Source organism: Paracoccus sp. UBA889 (assembly GCA_002294185.1).
Lineage (GTDB): Bacteria > Pseudomonadota > Alphaproteobacteria > Rhodobacterales > Rhodobacteraceae > Paracoccus.
Map to the genome: position 1 here is coordinate 60,570 of DBFD01000017.1, position 19,332 is coordinate 79,901.

A 19,332-nucleotide genomic window follows, 5' to 3' on the forward strand; every position below is an offset into this window, starting at 1 on the left:
GCGCGCAGCATCTTGCGGCGCTGGTTGAAGGCGGCGGCCGTCACCTGCGACAGGATCGCGGGATCGGCCGGGAAGCGCGGCTGCGGCAGCGCGGTCAGCTGGACCACGGCGGAATGAACCTTGGGGGCGGGCACGAAGGCCTCGGGCGGCAGCGTCATCACGATCTGCGCATCGGCCCGCCACTGTGCCAGCAGCGCGAGGCGGCCATAGGCCTTGCTGCCGGGTCGGGCGACGATCCGTTGGGCCACCTCTTTCTGGAACATCAGCGTCAGCGATTGCCAGAAGGGCGGCCATTCGGGCGGGGTCAGCCAGCGGATCAGCAATTCGGTGCCGACGTTATAGGGCAGGTTCGCGGCGATGCGGATCGGCGGTGTCAGAAGCGCCAGCGGGTCGATCTCCAGCGCGTCGCCGTGCAGCACCGTCAGCCGCCCCGGATAGGCCCCGGCGATCTGGGCCAGAGCGGGCAGGGCACGAGCATCCTTTTCGATGGCCAGGACATGACGCGCGCCCTCGGCCAGCAATCCGCGCGTCAGGCCGCCGGGGCCGGGGCCGATTTCCAGCACATCGCATTGGCTGATGTCCCCCGCCTGACGGGCGATCTTCGCGGTCAGATTCAGATCCAGAAGGAAGTTCTGGCCCAACTGCTTCCTGGCCCGCAGATCGTGGCGCGCGATCACCTGCCGCAGGGGCGGCAGATCGTCGATGCCGCTCATGCCGGCGCGGCCGGGGGTTTTGCACCCCCGGACCCCCGCAGGGTATTGGGACAACGAAGAAGCCTCATTCGCGGGCGGCCGCCATGTCGCGGGCCATCTTCAGGGCCGCGATGGTCGAGGCCGGATCGGCGCGGCCGGTGCCGGCGATGTCGAAGGCGGTGCCGTGATCGGGCGAGGTGCGGACGAAGGGCAGGCCCAGTGTGACATTCACGCCGCCCGCGAAATCCAGCGTCTTGATCGGAATCAGCGCCTGATCGTGATAGGCGCAGATCGCCGCGTCCCAGCGGGCGCGGGCCGGAGCGTGGAACATCGTGTCGGCGGGCAGCGGGCCGGTCAGGTCCAGCCCCTCGGCGCGAAGCCGGTCCAGCAGCGGCAGGATGCGCTGACTTTCCTGGCGGCCCATCGCACCGCCCTCGCCGGCATGAGGGTTGAGCCCGGCGACCGCGAGCCGCGGCGCGGGGATGCCGAAATCGCGAATCATCGCGGCGTGGGTGATGCGGATCGCCTGTTCCAGCGCCGCATCGGTCAGCGCCTCGGGCACCTGTTCCAGGGGGATGTGGATCGTCGCGGGCACGACACGGCAGGGCGGCGCCACCGTCGTCGAGGCCAACATCATCGCCACCGGCATGCCGCCCGCCAGATCGGCCAGATATTCGGTATGGCCGGGAAAGGCAAAGCCCGCGCCATCCCTCAGCGCCTGTTTGCTGATCGGCAGGGTGGTGAGCCCCGCCGCCTCGCCGCGCATGACCAGGGCCACGGCCTGCGCGATCACCGCGATCACAGCGGCCGCATTGGCCGGATCGGGGCGGCCGGGACGGGCGAGGGCGGGGAAATCGTGGCGCAGCACCGGCAGATGGCCATCGGGCACCGTGTCGGAGGGGGCGGCGATCTGGGTCCATGCGGTGCCGTCGGGCAGATGGCGCGGATCGCCCATCCAGGCGAAATCGACGCCTGAAGCCAGAGCCAGCGGCGCCAGTTCCGGGCCGATCCCGGCAGGTTCGCCACAGGTCAGGATGATCCGCCCCGGCATCGTCTCAGGGCCGCCGGATCACCGCATCGGCGCGGAGTTCCGCCAGATAGGCCTCGGCGGCCTCGTTGGCCTTGCGGTTGAAAAGATCCTCGCGCAGGGTTTCGCGGCTGGGCAGGCCGCCGAGGGTCGGGACCGCGTTCTCGACCCCGTCGGCGGGTCGCGCGGTGACCGGCACATCGGGTCCGGTGTCTGCCAGAAGCGCGGGCTGGCGCGAACACAGCATGACCAGATCGGCCGCGCCGCCGTAGCTCACCACCGCTGCCTCGTCCGGGTCGAGAGAGGCGAGCCGCGTCGCGATCAGCGTGGGAATCCGGTTCTGCGAAGCGGTCTGCCTGGCAATTTGCGCACCGGCCTGCGGCCCCGCCTGGACGTAGAGATCGTCGCAGGACCGGGTCCGGGCCGCCAGCGTCGCCGCCTCGCTGGCCGAACCCATCCGCAGCGTCATGTAGTCCAGCACCTGTTCACGCGCGCCGGGGCGCAGCGTGCCCTGCGTGTCGCGCAGCAGGAACAGCACCACGGCGCCCTGCACCGTCAGCGGCCGGCTGACCTGTCCCGGTTGCAGCGCGGTCACGATCGGGCGCAGGCTGGGTGGCAGATTGTCCAGCGCGACCCAGTTCAGGCGTCCGCCCTGCGCCGCCGATCCGGCAGCCGAATATTGCCGCGCGGCGGCGGCGAACTGCGCTTCGGACGGGTTCGAGCCGGCGATCTGGCTGGCCCGCGCCATCGCCTGCTGTTCCTGGCCCGGGGGCGCCGGGATGACCAGTTCCGACAGCAGCACACGATTGACGACCGGCGTTTCGACCACGCGCTTCAGTTCCTGATCCAGTTCGGCGTCGCTGACCTTGATCCGGGGCAGCAGACGCTGGCGGATGACCGCCCGCCAGGCGACGCCCGCCTTGACGAAATCGCGATAGGCCTGCTGCTCGACTCCGGCGCGTTCCAGCGCCACGGTGAATTCGGCGGCGCTGAGACCGGCGCGGCTGGCGAATTCCTCGAGCCCGTTCTGCAGGCCTTCCTCGGTCACCTCGATGCCCAGTTGCTGGGCCGCATACATCCGCAGCCGGTCCTGGACCAGCGCGTCCTCGGCCGCTTTGGCATCGACGGCCGGCGCGCCCAGGATCTGCATGAAACGCTGGCGCTGGCCGACTTCGTAGCGGGTTACGGCCTTGTTGTTGACGTAGATCACCGGCTCGAACGGATTTTGCGCGGCCGCGGGCGCCGCTGCGCCGAAAGCCATCACCGCCGCGATGGCCAGGCCGGAAAGGATGTGCCGCATCTGCTGCCCCCAAATCTGTCTTTGGCGCGACACTAGCGCATGCATGTTCGTCGCGCCACCGTGCCCGACGCGTCATCGCTGCGTCCGAACCCGCCCAGCCGCACCGACAGGTCGAAGCTGGTTTCGGGGCGCACGCTGTCCGAGGCGGTGAAGCGCCGCGAGACACCCATTTCCATCGTCAGGCACTCGTTGCGATAGGCCAGATCCAGCGACGCGCTTTGCGCCCGGTCGGCCACGAAGTCGTAGCGGGTTTCCGCGTTGGCCCACCAGCCGCGCCTGACCTGCCAGCCGACATTGCCCGTCAATTCGCTGATATCGCTGTCCCGGCCCTCGGCGGCGTCGCTGTCGATCCACAGATGTCCGGCCGAAACCTGCAGATCCGGCCGCAGCAGGCCAAGCCGCAATTCGTTGCGCGAAATGTTGAAATCGTCGTCGAACAGGGCCCGGTTGGCGATCGCCAGCCCGTTGCCGCTGTCGTAATTCGCGGCCAGCAACCAGTCCGACCGCCGCCCGGCCAGCGGCGAATCGGGCGCGAAGGCCCGATCGGGACGGTTGCGCAGCACGCGGCCGGCGGTCAGGCCCAGCGACCAGCCGGTCGGATCGATCCGGGTCCAGCTGAGTCCCAGATTGGCCCTGAGTCCTGTCTCGCGGGCATCATAACCGGGAAAGCGGTTGTCCGAGAAAAGGTTGCCTTCGTCGAACTCGATCAGGCGACTGTCTTCGTTCGGGATCTCCTTGTCGCTGCCGGGCGGGCTCCACAGCAATTGGGCGACAGGTTCGACCAGATGGGTCGCGCCGCCGCTGCCGCCGATCAGCGGCCAGCGCAGTTCGACGCCGATCCGGGGGTCGACGCGGGTCTCGACATCGTCATATCGGCTGTCCTGCGCGATCCGGTAGAGATCGGCATCCAGCCCCGCGATGGCCGCGCCGACAAGACCGCCCGGCAGGATTTCCTGCCGCCGCCAATCCAGCCCGACCGAGCCGCGCGCCACGTCCCGCCCGACCTGATCGGCATCCGACGGCCGACGATGGGCATGGGCGGACCATTCCATCAGTCCCTGGCCACCGATCAGATCCGGGACGAAGCGGCGCTGCCAGATCACATCGGCGACCTGCGCGGGCGAGGTGGCGTTGTTTTCATCGTCGCGCAGTGATTCGTAGTTCCCGACGCGGCCGAAGAACAGCTTTTCGCGGGTGATCCGCTCCAGCGAGATGCCGCTCCACAGCCGGTCGGCATCGGTAATGCCGTAATCCAGCAGATAGCCGCGATCGGAGGCCGCCTGGACCTGGATGCCCAGCCGGTAGCCGCGCGGCAGATCGAAGGCTGCATTGCCGAAAACATAGCCGCGCGTCTTGCCCGGCATGATGTCGTCTCGGCTGATCGCGCCGTTCCATTCGGTTACGCCACGTGCGAATGCCTGACGATAGCGCAATTCCAGCGTCCGCGTGCGATTGGCCGAAACATAGGGCGTGATGGTCAGATCCGCCTGATCGCCGAGGGTCTGGAAATAGGGGATTTTCACCCCGAAACCCAGATTCGAGGTCGTGCGGATTTCGGGCCGTAGAAAGCCCGATTTCCGATCGACCGTCGGGTCAGGCGCTGTGATCGTGAAAGGCGTTGCGGCAATGGGGATGCCGAAGGCGCGAAGCTGCGGGTTCTCGAAGGTGATCAGCCTGGTCTGGGCGTCATGCGTGATCGAACGGGCGCGGATTTCCCACAACGGGGTGGGATTCTGGGGGCTGACCAGACAGGCCGAGGCGACAACGCGGTCCAGCCTGGTGAATCGCCCCTCGCCGCTGCGGGTGGCCTGGCGTGCCGCCAGTTGCAATTCGCGGGCGATGATCAGCCGCGCGCCGCGGATGATCCCGTCCTGCAACTTGCGGTCAAGCTGCGCGGAATCGGCGATCACGATCGCGTCACGCCCGGGATCGGTGACGCCCGGGCGCGACAGGTGGATCGGGCCCTCGATGGTCAGATCGCCGCTGTCGCCGTTCACGATGATGCGCGAGGCAACGAGGCGCGCATCCTGATACCAGACCACCACGCCACCCGACGCGATCAGGGTATTGTCGGCCTGCAGGATCATCCTGTCGGCCAGCACCGTCGCCGCGTCTGCCGTGGCGCTGCTGGGTGTGAACGGCTGACCAAGGGAATCGCCGGTCGTATCGGGGGCCACCGATTGCAGCGGCGGCTGTTCGGGGGTGCGATCGCCAAGCACCATCCGATCGCTCAGCGGCGTGGCCAGGGGCGCAAGGGCGGGTTGCTGCGCGCTTAGCGTCGACAGCGGCGCGCCGCCCGCGCCCGAAACCTCGCCCGCGCCGCCGGTCGTCATCTGGGCCCAAATCGCGCCCGGCAGCAATGCAGCCGCGATCCCGGCCGTGATCGAAAGTCCTTTTCCGCGTGCGCCGATCATCCATCCTCCCGCGCCAGGATCACGCCCAGGGCCAGCAGCGCACCGACCAGCGGCGGCGCCCAGCCCGCCATGATCGGCGGCACCTGTCCGTTGTCACCCAGAATCTGCGCCAGATTGCGCAGAAAGAACAGCCCGATCCCGGCCCCGAAGGCGATCAGCACCGCAACGCCCGTATTGCGCCCGCGAACGTGGCGCATGGTAAAGGCGGCCGCGATCAGCACCATCGCCGCCATCACGAAGGGGCGGGCCAGTTCCATCTGGAACCAGACCTTGTGTCGCGCGGCCGAGAATCCGGCCCGCTCCAGCCCGGCGATGAAGCCCGGCAATTGCCAGACCGGAACCGCCTCGGGGCGGCCGAACCCGTCGCGAATCCGCTGCGCGGTCAGGTCCGAGGCCAGAGACAGGGTTTCGTCCGTTCGGGCCGAAGCCTCGGGGTTGGGCTGGTCCAGCGGATAATCTCGCGCGTCGCGCAAACGCCATTCGCCCGGCACCAGCTGCGCCTCGGCCGCCTCGATCCGCCGGTCCGGGCCGCTGCCCGCGCCGAAGACGAGGAAGGTGGCATCGTAGAGCGTGGTCGCATCGGGACTGGCGCGTCTGGCGCGGATGACGATCTGCCCGGCCTCCTTGCCGTCGCTGATCAGCGCCTGCCGCAGCCAGACTGCGCTGTCGCCCAGTGAAACCGTCTGACTGCCGTCGCGCTCGATCTCGGCCACGGCCCGGTCGAATTTGGCCCCGGTCGCCGCAACCATGGGGTTCAGCAGGCCCACCGCCAGCGCGCCGACCAGCCCGGCCGTCACTGCAGGCGCGGTCACGACCTTGATCCCGGACCTTCCCGAAGCCCGGATCGCGACCATCTCCGATGACCGCGCAAGCCCCAGAAACAGCGCGATCCCGGCCAGAACCGTGATCAGCGGCAGGATCGAATAGAAGGACGAGGCAATGTTCAGCGCCGCCAGCCGGAAGGCTCCGCCCAGCCCGATATCGCGCCCGGAAAAGCGGCGGATCATCTCGATCATGTCGATCAGCAGCAGGATCAGCAGGAACGCACCCGCGATCAGCAGAAGCCCGCGCAGAAAACGCCGGGCGACATAGCGCGCAAGGATCATGGCGCCGCCCCCGCCGCGCGTGCGGGCCCACGTAATCGCCGGGGTCGCGCCGCCAGCCACAACAGCGCGACCGAGATCGCCGCCCCGGCCAGGGCGGGCACATACAGAACCGGCCAGAGCCGCGGGTCGCGCCCGGCCTGATCGGCCGCGGCATTGCCCAGGAACTGAACCGCGATCAGGCACAGGATCGCCCAGAAGACCTGCCGCCAGACCCCGAATCGCGAATATCCGCCGATCAGCAGCGTGGCAAAGCCGATCATCGCCGCGACCGGCGACAGCAACGGCTTGGCGATCCGTTCATGCGCCTCGCGCAGCGATTCGGCGGCGCTGGCCCCGGTCGCCTGCAACAGCGCCGCATCGGGGTTCAGCAGCCGCCAGGTGCCGTAGTCGCGCAGATCGCGACCGCTGCGGGCGCGGTTCTGGAAAAGGCTGCCGATGTCATAGCGAAATTCGTCAAAGCGCGTCAGCGACAGCCGCCGGTTCTGGTCCCGGACCTGCAGGTTCTGGACCATGCCCGACAGCAGCACCAGCACAGGCCCGGTCGTGGCCCTGACGACCAGCGCCTCCTCCGAGGTATAGATCTTCTGGTCGGCGGGATCGCGCGCATCCTCGATGAACAGGTCCAGCAGGCGGCCGTCGCTGGCAATGTCGCGGATGAACAGCGTCACCCCGTCGGCCGGATACTGAAAGATCCCCGGACGCAGGAATTGGCCGGTGACATTCTCGGCCAGTTCGGCCTGCCGCTCGGCCAGCCGCGCCCGCGCCGCGGGCACGAGACCGTGAACCAGCACCGCCACCATCAGGCCGACGAAGACGCCGAAGATCAGGACCGGACGCGCCAGCCGCCAGGGCGACAGGCCCGCCGCCTGCATCGCCACCATCTCGGACTCGCCCGACATGCGGTTGGTGCCATAGGCCGCCGCCGCGAAAGCCGCCACCGGCAGCACGATCGAGATGACCAGAGGCAGGGTCAGCGCGGTGAATTCCAGCACGACAAGGGCGGTCTGGCCATCGTTCAGAAGCTGATCGAACAGGTTGACCGCGCGATTGACCCAATAGACCGAAACCAGCACCAGGGCGAAAAAGCCGAACAGCGTCAGCAACTGGCTGAGGATATAGCGGTCGATCCGGGGCATCGGGGCGGGCGGGCTTTCGGCTGCGGTGTCGGGCCCTGCTTACCGGCTGGCGCGGCTCTGGCCAAGAGCCGGAAGCAGGACTAGGGTCCGATGCGAACAGATCGCCAGGAGGCCCGCATGACCCAGCCCGTCGAAATCGCCTTTACCGAAACCGCGCCCGGCACGCTGGCCACGCATGAGGGCCGGGTTGCGCTGATCGTCGCGCCCGGCGGGAATCTGCCAAGGGGCCTGCCGCGGTCGGCGCGGGCCGCCGCGCGGCGGGCGCTGGATTCTAAGGCCGGCAAGGCGCTGAAGCCGGGCGGGGCGCTGGAACTGGCCTTCCCCGCGGGCATGGCCGCCGAGGCGCTGCAACTGGTTTCGCTGCCGGCCCGCGCCTCGGCCGCCGAAGCCCGAAGGGCCGGCGCCGCCATCGGTGCGAAACTGGGCCGGACCCATACCCTGGTCCTGGCGGGGGCGCACAGGCAGGCCGCCGAGATCGCCCTGGGCCTGGCACTGCGCGGCTATGACTTTTCGGTCTACCGGACCGGTTCCGAAAGCGGCGATTCCGCTGCCGCCGAGAACAGCGAGACGCCGCCGCAAAGCCTGTCTCGTCAGGGTGCGGCCGGCGATGCGCGGCTGTCGGATGCCCAGACGCCGGGAGAGGCGACCGGCGACGACGGCGAGACGCCCGTTTCGGCCAAGGCCCGCGTGACCTTCATGGCCAAGAACCCCGAGGCGCTGGCCAAGTCGGCGAAGGACGGCGCCGCCGTGGCCGAGGGTGTGTTCTTCACCCGCGATCTGGTCAGCGAACCGGCCAACGTTCTGACCACCACGGATTTCGCCGACCGCCTCAAGGCGATGGAAGAGATCGGCCTCGACGTCGAAGTGCTGGACGAGGACAAGCTGGCCGAACTTGGGATGCGCGCGCTGCTGGCGGTGGGGCAGGGAAGCGCCTCGCCCTCGCAGGTGGTGGTTCTTCGCTGGAATGGCGGCGACAGGGATGCGGCGCCGCTGGCCCTGTGCGGCAAGGGCGTGGTGTTCGATTCCGGCGGCATCTCGATCAAGCCGTCGGCCGGCATGGAAGAGATGACCATGGACATGGGCGGCGCGGGGGTCGTGGCGGGCGTGATGCGCACGCTGGCCCTGCGCCGGGCCAGGGCCAATGTCGTCGGCCTCGTCGGTCTGGTCGAGAACATGCCCGACGGCGCGGCCCAGCGACCGGGCGACATCATCCGTTCGATGAAGGGCGATACGATCGAGGTCGTCAACACCGACGCCGAGGGCCGTCTGGTTCTGGCCGACGTCCTTTGGTATGCGCAGACCCGGTTCCAGCCCGCCGCCATCGTCGATCTGGCGACGCTGACCGGCGCGGTGATCATCGCGCTTGGCCATGACAATGCGGGCGTGTTCAGCAACGACGACGATCTGGCCGGCAACATTCTGGCTGCCGCGCGGGCCGAGGGCGAGGGCGCGTGGCGCCTTCCGCTGGGCAAGTCCTATGACGATCTGATCAAGTCGCGTCTGGCCGACATGAAGAATACGGGCGGCCGCGCGGCGGGCTCGATCACGGCGGCGCAGTTCCTGCAACGCTTCGTGCGCAAGGGCCAGCCCTGGGCGCATATCGACATCGCCGGCGTCGCCCTGCCGCCCTCGGCCACCGATCTGGCACCGAAAGGGGCGACCGGCTGGGGGGTGATGACGCTGGACCGGCTGATCCGCGACCGCTTCGAGGCCGAATGAGACGCGCGAGGCTGGCAGCCCGGACATGCGCCGCCGACAAGGAACCGGGCCTTCGCGCCGGCGCCCGACCCGGCGGCGTGCGCCGATCCGACAGCGGATGGTACCCGGTATCCTGAGCGATGGGAAACGCGCTGTTCTATCATCTCACCCGCTCGCCCGCCGAATCGCTGCTGCCGGTTCTCATCGGCAAGTCGCTGGCGGCGGGCTGGCGCGTGGAATTGCGCGGCACCGACCCCGAGCGCATGGACCAGCTGGACCGCCATCTGTGGCAGGGCGACGGTTTTCTGCCCCACGGTCTTGCCGGAGGCCCCCATGATGCACGCCAGCCGGTTCTGCTGACCGTCGCGGGACAGCCCGCCACCAACCGAAGCTCGTGCCTGATGGCGCTGGAGGGGGTCGAGGTCGCGGTGCAGGAGGTCCAGACATTGCAACGCGCCTGCATCATCTTCGATGGCGGGGACGCCGTCGCCACGACCCGCGCTCGCGACCAGTGGAAGGCGCTGACCGGCGCCGGCGTGACCGCCGAATACTGGTCCGAGGAAAGCGGCCGCTGGGAACGCAAACGCTGACCCGCGGATCCGCGCGGCGTGATTCGCGGCGGCGATCATCCGATGCCGGGGTGCCGTCCCTTGCTATGCCGGCCTCGGCGTCAGGCCGCCCTCATGGATCAGGAAATCGGCGATGGCATCGGCGCCCTCGGCCCGGCGCAGCGAAGCCATGATCACCGGACGGCAAGCACGCGATTGCCGCGCATCGCGTTCAAGCAGGGCAATATCGACGCCGACATGGGGCGCCAGGTCGATCTTGTTGACCACCAGCAGATCCGATCGCGCCAGGCCCGGGCCGCGCTTGCGCGGAATGTCCTGCCCGGCGGCGGTGTCGATGACATAGATCGTCAGATCCGCCAGTTCCGGGCTGAAGGTCGCCGCCAGATTGTCGCCGCCGGATTCGATCAGCACCAGATCCAGATCGGGAAAGGCCGCGTTCAGATCGGCGATGGCGGCCAGGTTGATGCTGGCATCCTCGCGGATCGCGGTATGCGGGCAGCCGCCGGTCTCGACGCCCCGGATCCGTTCCGCCGGCAGCACCTGCGCGCGCATCAGCGCCTCGGCATCCTCGCGCGTATAGATGTCGTTGGTGATGACCGCCATCGACAGGCGTTGCGCCAGCGCGCGGGCGAGCTGTTCGGTCAGGGTGGTCTTTCCCGCGCCGACGGGGCCGCCGATGCCGACGCGAAGGGGGCCATGATGGGTCATGATCGGAAAATCCTCGTCTGCATGGTCTCGTGCCGCATGGCGGCGATATCGGCGCCCCATGTCGCGCTGTGAAGCTCGGTTTCGCCGGCCGTCGATGCGCGATGCGCCGCGCGCAGGATCGCCGGCTGCAGCGCGGCCAGCATCGCCTGGCCCTCGACCGGGCCCAGCGGCATGAACCGAACCGCCGTGCTGATCAGCGCCGCCGCCTGCGCCTGAAGGTAGGCCGCGATGCTTTCCGTGTCCGGCAGCGGCATGTCGGCGCAGGCGCGTCCGAAGGCCACGGGCAGGGCGGCGGCGGGCAGCGCCTGGCCCAGGGCCGAGGCGTTGGCGGAAAACGCCGTGCCCTGTTCTACCGTCTCGGCCAACCGCTGCGCGCTTGGGCAGGTCGCGCGCGCCAGATCGTCAAGCGCGTCGTGGTCGGCATCCGCGCGCAGCGACAGCGCGACCAGAACCGCATCCGTCCAACCTGCCCCGTGTTCCAGCCAGTCGCCCAGCCATCCGGGCAGCGTGGCGCGCGTCGCCGCGCCCTGATCAATCGCCCATTCCAGTCCCTGCGACCAGGCGAAGCCGCCCACCGGAAAGGCGGGCGACAGGTATTGGGCCAGACGCAGCCGGGCTGCTTCAGGCGTGGTGATGATCATGATCGTGCTGGTCGTTATGGTGGTGGTGGCCGGGGCCTGCGGCGTGGCCGTGATCATGGCCGAAGGTGCGGCCATGGCCATAGGCGCCGCCTTCGGGGCTGAAGGCCAGACAGGCTTTCTCGATCTTCGCGCCAAGCTGGCGCAGCATCGCCTCCAGCACGTGATCCTGGCGGATGACCAGCCGATCGGGCTGGATTTGGCAGGGGGTGTGGCGGTTGCCGATATGCCAGGCCAGGCGTGGCAGGTCGCCCCGGATCAACAGCACCGGCTCTGGCGCGGCGCGCACGAGGATGCGGCGCCCGTCGGACAGATCGAACGCATCCCGATCATCGAGGCTGGTCACCTCGGCCAGATCGACCATGAAATCGCCCGCATCGCAGACCAGCCGCCTGCGACGCAAAAGCCGGCCTTCGTAATCCAGTTCCACCTGCCCGGCAAAGGGACCCTCGGCTTGGCGGATGATCTTGTGGGCATGGGTCATGGCGGCCTCAGAACAGGAAATAGCGCTGCGCCAGCGGCAGATCGGTGGCCGGTTCGCAGGTCAGAAGCTGGCCATCGGCGCGGACCTCGTAGGTTTCGGGATCGACCTCGATGGCGGGCAGGGCGTCGTTCAGCGCCATATCGGCCTTGCCGATGCCACGGGTTTCCGCGACCGCGATCAGGGTCTTGGACAGGCCCTCGCCCGCGCCGTCCTCCAGCCCGGCCCGGCTGACAAACAGCGCCGAGGCGCGGCCGGAATGGCCCCACATCGGCTGCGAATAGACCGGCTGGACCGGGATCGAGCCGTTCGGATCGCCCATCTGCGCCACGCAGATCTGGCCGCCGACCAGCACCATTTCCGGCTTGGCGCCGAAGAAGGCGGGCGACCACAGGACCAGATCGGCGCGCTTGCCCGGCGCGATGCTGCCGATATGGGCCGAGACTCCATGGGCCACCGCCGGATTGATCGTGTATTTGGCGATATAGCGGCGGGCGCGCAGATTGTCGTTCTGGCCCGTCTCGCCCTCCAGCCGGCCGCGCTGGACCCGCATCTTGTGGGCGGTCTGCCAGGTGCGGATGATGACCTCGCCGATCCGGCCCATCGCCTGACTGTCGGACGAAATCACGCTGAACGCGCCCAGATCGTGCAGGATATCCTCGGCCGCGATGGTTTCCCGGCGGATGCGCGATTCGGCGAAGGCCACGTCCTCGGGCACCCGGCGGTCGAGATGATGGCAGACCATCAGCATGTCGAGATGTTCCTCGATCGTGTTGCCGGTATAGGGCCGCGTCGGGTTGGTGGACGAGGGCAGGACATTGGTCATTCCGACCATGCGGATGATGTCGGGGGCGTGGCCGCCGCCCGCGCCTTCGGTGTGATAGGCATGGATGGTGCGCCCGGCGATGGCGGCCATCGTGTCCTCGACGAAGCCGGATTCGTTCAGCGTGTCGGTGTGGATCATCACCTGCACATCCATCCGGTCGGCGACCGACAGGCAATTGTCGATGGCGGCCGGGGTGGTGCCCCAATCCTCGTGCAGCTTCAGCGCGCAGGCCCCGGCGCGGACCTGTTCTTCCAGCGGTGCGGACAGGCTGGCATTGCCCTTGCCCGCAATGCCGATATTGACCGGCAGATCGGACACGGCCTCCAGCATCCGGGCGATGTGCCACGGTCCGGGCGTGCAGGTGGTGGCCAGCGTGCCATGCGCCGGTCCGGTGCCGCCGCCCAGCAACGTGGTGATCCCGGAATGCAGGGCGTGATCGACCTGTTGCGGACAGATATAATGGATGTGGCAGTCGAAACCGCCGGGCGTCACGATCTTGCCCTCGCCCGCGATGATCTCGGTTCCGGGTCCGATGATGATGGTCACGCCGGGCTGGGTGTCGGGGTTGCCCGCCTTGCCGATGGCGGCGATGCGGCCGTCCTTCAGCCCGACATCGGCCTTGACGATACCCTGATGGTCGAAGACCACGACGCCGGTGATGACGGTATCGACCGCGCCGCCCGCGCGGGTGATCTGGCTTTGCCCCATGCCGTCGCGGACGACCTTGCCGCCGCCGAATTTCACCTCTTCTCCGGGGATGGTCAGGTCGCGCTCGACCTCGATCAGCAGCTGGGTATCGGCCAGGCGGATGCGGTCGCCGGTGGTCGGGCCATACATCGCCGCGTAGTCGGCGCGGGACAGGGTCTGCGCCATGCTACAGTGCCCCCATGATGTCCTGGCGGAAGCCCTGCACCACGCGCTTGCCGGCATAGGGGATCAGGCTGACCTCGCGCGACTGGCCGGGTTCGAACCGGATGGCGGTTCCGGCCGGGATTGCAAGGCGCATCCCGCGTGCCGCCCGACGGTCGAAATCCAGCGCCGGGTTTGTCTCGGCAAAGTGGTAGTGGCTGCCGACCTGGATCGGGCGATCGCCGGTATTGGCGACCATGATCGCCACCGGATCGCGGCCCTCGTTCAACACGATCTCGCCCGCTGCGACGAGGATTTCGCCCGGCACCATCATCCTAAACTCCGAAAGCCAGCATCAGGCCGGCCACGGCCGTTCCGCCGCCCAGACCGCGCAGCAACGCGCCTGTCCGGATCAGCCTGCCCGCCTGAATACCCGCCAGGTGCAGCGCCGATGTCATCAGCGCGAAACCGGCCGCATAGGCGATCAGGCCCTCGGCCGGCGCCTCGGCGCCATGCGCCCAGCCATGGGTGAAGCCGAACAGCGCAGCGCCCGGCAGCAGAACCGCCAGCGGCGGCCTTGCAGCCATCGCCACGAGCGCGACCAGAACCACGACCGAGGCAAGGATCATCGGCTCGACCCCCGGAAAGCCGAAGCCGGCATGGCCCGCCACGCCGCCTGCGACCATCGCGCCGACGAAGCTCAGCGGCAGCGCCAGCAGGGCGCGACCCCCGATCTGGGCGGCCAGCAGGCCGACGGCGATCATTGCCAGCATGTGATCGGCGCCGCTGACCGGGTGGATCAATCCGCCAAGGAACCGACCCTGATCGCCGCCGCCATGGGCAAGGGCGGTCCGCGGCACGAGCAGCGTCGCGGCAATGATGAGAAATCGTGTCATGTCAGACCTCCTGCCGGATCGGATGGTGGACGGTGACCAGCTTGGTGCCGTCGGGAAACGTCGCCTCGACCTGCACCGTTTCGATCATCTCGGGCACGCCGGCCATGCATTGTCCGGCGGTGATGACATGGGCCCCGGCCTGCATCAGATCGGCGACACTGCGGCCGTCGCGGGCGCCTTCGACCACGAAATCCGTGATCAGCGCGATGGCTTCGGGATGGTTCAGCCTGACGCCCCGGGCCAGGCGGTTGCGGGCGACCATGGCGGCCATCGAGATCAGCAGCTTGTCGCGTTCGCGCGGAGTCAGGTTCATCTCAGATCTGCCAGGTGCGAGGAAGCGGAGCGGGACGAAGGACGGCCAGAAGCCGGATGATCTGCCGCCGCAGGGGCCAGCCATCGGCGGCCAGCAGCCGCAGGACCAGCCGGCCGGGCGGCGCGCTGGCCGCCGCCGTGACGCCGGGTTCGTCCGGAACCGCGCGGGCAGAATGCAGCAGATCCGGCGCGTGATCCGCCACGATCGCCAGCGAGGCCATCGCGCGGGCGCCATCCAGCATTGCCGCATGGTCACGTCGCGTCAGCGCCGCATCATCCAGCGCCAGCGTGTCGTGATGCAGCAGACGGCCCTGCCGGCGAACGATCCGACGGTCGCGCAGATGCAGGCGGCGCAGCGTCTCGCCCATCGCCAGCCGGCCCAGAATGACCGTTTCCAGCAACATGCAGCCCGCGCCCGGCGCCAGATCGACCTGGGTCACGCGGTTCAGCCGGGCGCCGTCGAACAGGATCGTCTCTTGCGGCAGCCAGTCCAGCCAGCCGCCTTCGCCGACGCTCAGCGCGACACGCGCCTCTGCCGGCGGGCCCTCGGCGCGATAGGCGCGCTCGGCCGTCTGGGTGGTCGCCAAGGCCCTGCTGCCGGGCCGCAGATCCACCGCGAAGGACAGATCGTCCCCCGAGGCAAGTCCGCCCGAGGTGTTCAGAAAGACGATCTCGGGCAGGCCGGCGGTCACACGCGGCAGGATCGCCCTGGCCGAGCCCGATTGCGCCAGATCCAGCAGCCCCGTCGCCGCCATCGCGACGCGGGCGCGGCCGCGGCTGCGCTGCATGGGAAAAACCTGGTGGCCTGCATCGAACATGATCGGAAAGGGCGCCGCCTCGTGCACAAGGTCAATGCGCGACTTCGGGCCTCTGCCCCTCTGAAAGGCAAAATCCCGTTCGCTGCATCCGTCTGCGGCGATGTGCCCGGGAATTGGGCAGCGTTGCGTCAGCCAGACACCGCGCGCAGCAGGCGCTTGCGGGACGGGGGGATCGCCGCGACCTCGACGCCGGTAAAGACGTGCATGGTCTGCATCGCCGGATCGACGACCGCATGATCGCTGACCCAGCCTCCCATCGCCAGATAGCTGCGCAGCAAGGGTGGCATCGCCGCCATCGCGCGGCGCGGATCGGGCTTGCGCAGGCGCAGGGCGCGGGCGAAACGGAACACCTTGGGTGCCTTGACGCGCGGCAGCCAGCGGCGCGGGGCAAGGTGGCGCTCCTTCAGCATCGCGAAGGCTTCGGCGTGGTCGTCGGGTTCGGTCCCTGTGAAGCTGGAACAGCCGAACAGCATCTGGGTGCCGGTCTCGTCCACATGACGGGTGATCGCGGCCCAGGCGGTGCGGATGATGTCGGGATCTCGCGTCTGCGGATCAACGCAGAAGCGGCCCAGTTCGATCATCGGGCCGTCAAAGCGTTCCAGCGCCCCGAGATTGTAGAATTGCGCGGAATAGGAACGCCCGATCCGGGATCCGTCCGAGAGCGGCAGAAAGCGGAAGCAGCAGACGAGCCGGTGATCACGGATATCCTCGATCAGCACATGACGGTAGCGGGCGTCCAGATCGTCGGCATCCCTTTCGCTGCTTGCCGAAGCGCCGTTTCGCGACAGAAAGCATATCCAGCGCAGCCGCTGCGCCGCGTGCAGATCGGCCTGCGTTTCGGCCATTCTGGCCAGATAGCGTCCCTTGGCGAAAGGCTGCATCCTGCGCTTGTCCCGTCTGTCGCGCCACTGGGTCTAGCCCAATCATGTGTCGGTTTGGCGAAAGCGCAATATCGAAGCGGTGATTTTCCGGCGCTGCGCGGTCTATTCCGGGGAACCGCCGCCGCCGCGCCTGTCGTGCGGGCTGTCGCCCAGCACGTCCTCGACATAGAGCCGCTGGATCAGGATGATCGAGACCAGCAGCAGCGGCGTTGCCAGAACGACACCGAACAGGCCGAACATGCTGCCGAAGGCCACGATGGCCAGAACCGTCAGGACCGGCGGCAGATGGGCGGCGTATTTCTGGATCATCGGCATCAGGATATTGCCCTCGATCTGCTGGATCACCAGGAACAGCAATGCCACGTAGAGGGCCTGATCGACGCCCTGCGTCAGCGCGAACATCACCGCCGGAACGCCTGACAGGAACGGGCCGACCACCGGAATGATATTGGTCAAACCGGCGATCAGACCCAGCAACAGCGCCAGCGGAACACCCAGCAGCCACAGCCCGGTCCCGGTCAGCAGCGCCACCACCAGCATGTCCAGCGCCTGTCCGCCCATCCAGCGCCCCAGCGAACGGCCGCATTCGTCAAGCACGCTGCCCGCCCGTTCGCGGTAGCCAAGCGGGACCAGCCGCAAGAAACCGCTGCGATAGCTGGGTGCGTCAAGACCCAGAAAGATCGCCATGATCAGGATCAGGACAAGATTGGCCAGCCCGCCGAAGATGGTGGTGACGGTGCCCTTCACATAGCCGAAGATCGACGGGATGCTGCCCGTGGCCCCGCCGCCGCCGTCCATGCCGTCGCCGATGCGGCGTTCGACGAACTGGGCGATGCTGCTCTGGTCCAGCCAGTCGCTGATCTGCTGCCAGGCATCGGGCAGGCTGCTCAGCAACTGGCTGAATTGCTTCGAGACGGCCGGACCCACGGCGCTGAACAACGCGGCGAACAGGGCCACGAAGGCCGTGGCCGTCAGCAGGACACCGGGCTTGAAGCCCAGGCCCAGGCTGCGGTGCAGCACCGCCGCGCCTGCGCGCAGCGCGATCGCGACCAGAATCGCGGCAAACCCCATCAGCAGCACGCTGGACCAGGTCCAGGCCGCCAGCAGCAGCAGCACGAGGGCCAGGACCGCGACGATGGTGGCGAAGGGAACGTCGTGGCGCCTCGACAGGCTTGGCTTGTGGTCGGGATCCTGTCTGTCGCGCGGCTCTGTGCTCATGCCGGGTTCCTTCGGTGGCGTGACGATCTGGGCCAAGGACTAGCATGTTTTGGCGCACCCGACAGTGCCGGATCCGCCGCCGCGCCGGCATGGCCGCTGGTCCTTGCCGGGCGCGGGCAAGCCTGCTAACCGGACGCGGATTCATTGCCGCGGGCCCCAGCCGCCTGCCATCAGACAAGGTAGAACAGACATGGCCATCGAACGCACCCTTTCGATCATCAAGCCCGACGCGACCCGGCGCAACCTGACCGGCAAGATCAACGCCAGGTTCGAGGAGGCCGGCCTGCGCATCATCGCGCAAAAGCGCATCAAGCTGTCGCCCGAACAGGCCGGCAAGTTCTACGAGGTCCACAAGGATCGCCCCTTCTATGGTGAACTGGTCGAGTTCATGGCCTCCGAGCCGGTGGTCGTGCAGGTCCTGGAAGGCGAAGACGCCATCGCGAAGAACCGCGACGTGATGGGTGCCACCAACCCGGCCAACGCAGAAGAAGGCACGATCCGCAAGGAATTCGCCCTGTCGGTCGGCGAGAATTCGGTCCACGGCTCGGACGCGCCGGAAACCGCGAGGGAAGAGATCGCCTTCTTCTTCTCGGGGTTGGAACTGGTCGGCTGAACAGCCGGACGTTCAACACTCTCGGGAAAGGGGCCTTCGCGGCCCCTTTTTCCCTTTCGGGAACCAGCCGCCGGGCCGATCATCCCGCGACGCGGCACCCGCGGCCCGGCGCCGCCCCTGTCCCGGGGCTGCTGGCGCGAGTTGCGGCTGCCGCCGCCGCAGGCTAAGTCTCTTTCGGGGATTGTCAGATCAGGGGGCCGCGATGCGCGCATTCGTTTTTCCGGGCCAGGGGGCGCAGACCATCGGGATGGGGCGCGAGTTGGCCGAAACCTATCCGGCCGCGCGCGATGTCTTCGATCAGGTGGACGAGGCATTGGGCGAGAAGCTGTCGGACCTGATCTGGAACGGCGATATCGAGACCCTGACCCTGACCCAGAATGCCCAGCCCGCGCTGATGGCGACCTCGATGGCGGCCTTCCGGGCGCTGGAGGCCGAGGGGATCAACATCCAGGACGCGAATTTTGTGGCCGGTCACTCGCTGGGCGAATATTCGGCGCTTTGCGCGGCGGGCTCGCTGACGCTGGAGGATACCGCGCGCCTGCTGCGCCTGCGCGGACAGGCGATGCAGGAGGCGGTTCCCGTGGGACAGGGCGCGATGGCCGCGATCCTGGGGCTGGATTTCGAGACGGTTGAGCGGATCGCCCGCGACGCCGCGGGCGACGAGGTGGTCGAGGCCGCCAATGACAACGACCCTGCGCAAGTGGTCATTTCCGGCCACAAGGAGGCGGTCGAGCGTGCCGCCGAGGCGATGAAGGCGGCCGGGGCCAAGCGGGCGATGATGCTGCCGGTCTCGGCCCCGTTTCACTCGATGCTGATGCAGCCGGCCGCTGCGGTGATGGCCGATGCGCTGGCCGGGGTCGATATCCAGCCGCCGGCCGTACCGCTGATCGCCAATGTCCGCGCCGAAGCCGTGATCGAGCCCGGCGCGATTCGGCGACTGCTGGTCGAACAGGTGACAGGGACCGTCCGCTGGCGAGAATCGATCGCCAACATGGCCGAGGCGGGTGTGTCGGAATTCTGGGAGATCGGGGCGGGCAAGGCCCTGTCGGGGATGATCCGGCGCATCGCGCGGGACGCGACCGTGCGCAATATCGGCGTTCCGGCCGATGTCGTCGCGCTGCGGGGCTGACCGGTCTGATCGGGTATTTGA

At 68.4% G+C, this 19,332-nt stretch carries 20 protein-coding genes; 4 read left to right on the forward strand and 16 right to left on the reverse strand.

Annotated features, from left to right (window positions below; translation table 11 throughout):
- The 6 genes from rsmA to lptF all read right to left on the reverse strand — a co-directional run.
- A partial coding sequence (gene rsmA / locus B4L36_RS02445; protein WP_292951835.1) for a 16S rRNA (adenine(1518)-N(6)/adenine(1519)-N(6))-dimethyltransferase RsmA occupies positions 1-713 on the reverse strand: 713 nt, incomplete at its 3' end.
- A gap of 64 nt (positions 714-777) precedes the next feature.
- Complete coding sequence (gene pdxA / locus B4L36_RS02450) at positions 778-1,743, reverse strand: 4-hydroxythreonine-4-phosphate dehydrogenase PdxA (protein ID WP_292951838.1); 966 nt, start codon at positions 1,741-1,743, stop codon at positions 778-780.
- A gap of 4 nt (positions 1,744-1,747) precedes the next feature.
- Positions 1,748-3,019: a peptidylprolyl isomerase gene (locus B4L36_RS02455; RefSeq protein WP_292951841.1), complete on the reverse strand. Its 1,272-nt coding sequence runs from the start codon at positions 3,017-3,019 to the stop codon at positions 1,748-1,750.
- A gap of 32 nt (positions 3,020-3,051) precedes the next feature.
- Entirely contained in the window at positions 3,052-5,433 is a 2,382-nt protein-coding gene (locus B4L36_RS02460) for an LPS-assembly protein LptD (protein WP_292951844.1), read from the reverse strand.
- Positions 5,430-6,539 carry an LPS export ABC transporter permease LptG gene (gene lptG / locus B4L36_RS02465; protein ID WP_292951847.1) on the reverse strand — a complete coding sequence of 370 codons (1,110 nt, stop codon included), beginning with the start codon at positions 6,537-6,539 and terminating at the stop codon, positions 5,430-5,432. Before lptG ends, B4L36_RS02460 begins: the two co-directional genes overlap by 4 nt.
- The gene (lptF, locus tag B4L36_RS02470; RefSeq protein WP_292951850.1) at positions 6,536-7,675 is read right to left on the reverse strand and encodes an LPS export ABC transporter permease LptF; all 1,140 of its coding nucleotides are present in this window, start codon (positions 7,673-7,675) and stop codon (positions 6,536-6,538) included. The genes lptG and lptF overlap by 4 nt, the downstream gene beginning before the upstream one ends.
- A gap of 117 nt (positions 7,676-7,792) precedes the next feature.
- Here lptF and B4L36_RS02475 point away from each other — a divergent pair, with 117 nt between their 5' ends.
- Positions 7,793-9,394: a leucyl aminopeptidase gene (locus B4L36_RS02475; protein WP_292951853.1), complete on the forward strand. Its 1,602-nt coding sequence runs from the start codon at positions 7,793-7,795 to the stop codon at positions 9,392-9,394.
- Between the two features lie 119 nt (positions 9,395-9,513).
- A complete protein-coding gene (locus B4L36_RS02480; protein WP_292951856.1) occupies positions 9,514-9,963 on the forward strand; it encodes a DNA polymerase III subunit chi in 450 nt (149 codons plus the stop codon).
- A gap of 63 nt (positions 9,964-10,026) precedes the next feature.
- Here B4L36_RS02480 and ureG read toward each other — a convergent pair whose 3' ends face one another.
- The 10 genes from ureG to B4L36_RS02530 all read right to left on the reverse strand — a co-directional run bounded on the left by ureG (position 10,027) and on the right by B4L36_RS02530 (position 17,569).
- Positions 10,027-10,650: an urease accessory protein UreG gene (gene ureG / locus B4L36_RS02485; RefSeq protein WP_292951859.1), complete on the reverse strand. Its 624-nt coding sequence runs from the start codon at positions 10,648-10,650 to the stop codon at positions 10,027-10,029.
- Positions 10,647-11,348, reverse strand: coding sequence for an urease accessory protein UreF (locus tag B4L36_RS02490; protein ID WP_292951862.1), 702 nt, complete (start codon positions 11,346-11,348; stop codon positions 10,647-10,649). Before B4L36_RS02490 ends, ureG begins: the two co-directional genes overlap by 4 nt.
- Positions 11,272-11,772: an urease accessory protein UreE gene (locus tag B4L36_RS02495; RefSeq protein ID WP_292951864.1), complete on the reverse strand. Its 501-nt coding sequence runs from the start codon at positions 11,770-11,772 to the stop codon at positions 11,272-11,274. Before B4L36_RS02495 ends, B4L36_RS02490 begins: the two co-directional genes overlap by 77 nt.
- A 7-nt stretch (positions 11,773-11,779) precedes the next feature.
- Positions 11,780-13,468, reverse strand: coding sequence for an urease subunit alpha (gene ureC, locus B4L36_RS02500; protein ID WP_292951867.1), 1,689 nt, complete (start codon positions 13,466-13,468; stop codon positions 11,780-11,782).
- Position 13,469: 1 nt separating this feature from the next.
- Positions 13,470-13,775: an urease subunit beta gene (locus tag B4L36_RS02505; RefSeq protein ID WP_292951910.1), complete on the reverse strand. Its 306-nt coding sequence runs from the start codon at positions 13,773-13,775 to the stop codon at positions 13,470-13,472.
- A gap of 4 nt (positions 13,776-13,779) precedes the next feature.
- Positions 13,780-14,340 carry a HupE/UreJ family protein gene (locus tag B4L36_RS02510; protein ID WP_292951869.1) on the reverse strand — a complete coding sequence of 187 codons (561 nt, stop codon included), beginning with the start codon at positions 14,338-14,340 and terminating at the stop codon, positions 13,780-13,782.
- Position 14,341: 1 nt separating this feature from the next.
- Complete coding sequence (locus tag B4L36_RS02515) at positions 14,342-14,653, reverse strand: urease subunit gamma (protein WP_292951871.1); 312 nt, start codon at positions 14,651-14,653, stop codon at positions 14,342-14,344.
- Position 14,654: 1 nt separating this feature from the next.
- Entirely contained in the window at positions 14,655-15,470 is an 816-nt protein-coding gene (locus tag B4L36_RS02520; RefSeq protein ID WP_414692126.1) for an urease accessory protein UreD, read from the reverse strand.
- A gap of 128 nt (positions 15,471-15,598) precedes the next feature.
- Positions 15,599-16,351 (reverse strand): GNAT family N-acetyltransferase, encoded by a 753-nt coding sequence (locus B4L36_RS02525; protein ID WP_292951875.1) that lies wholly within the window; start codon positions 16,349-16,351, stop codon positions 15,599-15,601.
- A 102-nt stretch (positions 16,352-16,453) separates the two neighbouring features.
- On the reverse strand, positions 16,454-17,569 hold the full coding sequence (locus B4L36_RS02530) for an AI-2E family transporter (protein WP_292951877.1): 1,116 nt from the start codon (positions 17,567-17,569) through the stop codon (positions 16,454-16,456).
- 190 nt (positions 17,570-17,759) lie between these two features.
- On the opposite strand from B4L36_RS02530, the gene ndk reads away from it, so the two are divergent.
- Both ndk and fabD read left to right on the forward strand, forming a co-directional pair.
- Complete coding sequence (gene ndk / locus B4L36_RS02535) at positions 17,760-18,182, forward strand: nucleoside-diphosphate kinase (protein WP_292951879.1); 423 nt, start codon at positions 17,760-17,762, stop codon at positions 18,180-18,182.
- Between the two features lie 202 nt (positions 18,183-18,384).
- Positions 18,385-19,311, forward strand: coding sequence for an ACP S-malonyltransferase (fabD, locus tag B4L36_RS02540; protein ID WP_292951881.1), 927 nt, complete (start codon positions 18,385-18,387; stop codon positions 19,309-19,311).
- Positions 19,312-19,332: the final 21 nt, after the last annotated feature.